The sequence below is a fragment of the Streptomyces africanus genome, from assembly GCF_002150735.1.
In the GTDB taxonomy this organism is placed as follows: domain Bacteria; phylum Actinomycetota; class Actinomycetes; order Streptomycetales; family Streptomycetaceae; genus Streptomyces; species Streptomyces africanus.
This window is the reverse complement of sequence record NZ_MUKA01000644.1, coordinates 1-426: the sequence shown is the minus strand read 5'-3', so window position 1 is coordinate 426 and position 426 is coordinate 1. Positions and strand designations below refer to the sequence as shown.

General features: G+C 78.9%; 1 pseudogene. It reads left to right on the top strand.

Features of this window, described 5'->3' with window-relative positions:
- Positions 1–40: 40 nt before the first annotated feature.
- Positions 41–426, top strand: a pseudogene (locus CCL05_RS43040) (GGDEF-domain containing protein); the annotation flags it as partial.

Below are 426 nucleotides of genomic sequence, written 5' to 3'. Positions count from 1 at the left end.
CCGTGGGACGGGCCGGCCGGCGGGGCGTCCGGGCGCGGAAGTGCGCGCCGTCGGACAGTACACCCCGGACGGGCGTGCCGGCGCGGGGCGCGCCGCCGACGGCCCCGGCGCACAGCCGATCACCGAACAGACCTCCGGACTGGCCGGCGAGGACGCGGACGGCGGACGGCACCACTCCTGGCCCGCGCTGCCCGCGGCCGNNNNCCGGCTGGGCGCTGGCCGTGCTGACCGGCGTCATCGTCGGCCACCTCGTCATGCTGGGCCGCTCCCGCTGGTGGGGCGGCACCGGCTCGGGCGCCGCCCTCACGCTCGCCGTGCTGCTGCTCTACGGCTGGGTTCCGGCCGGCATGGTCAGCCTCACGGTCGTCGTGCTCGTCGGGATAGCCCGCCGCAACCGCTGGCGCCAGGGCGTGCTGCACGGCGCCG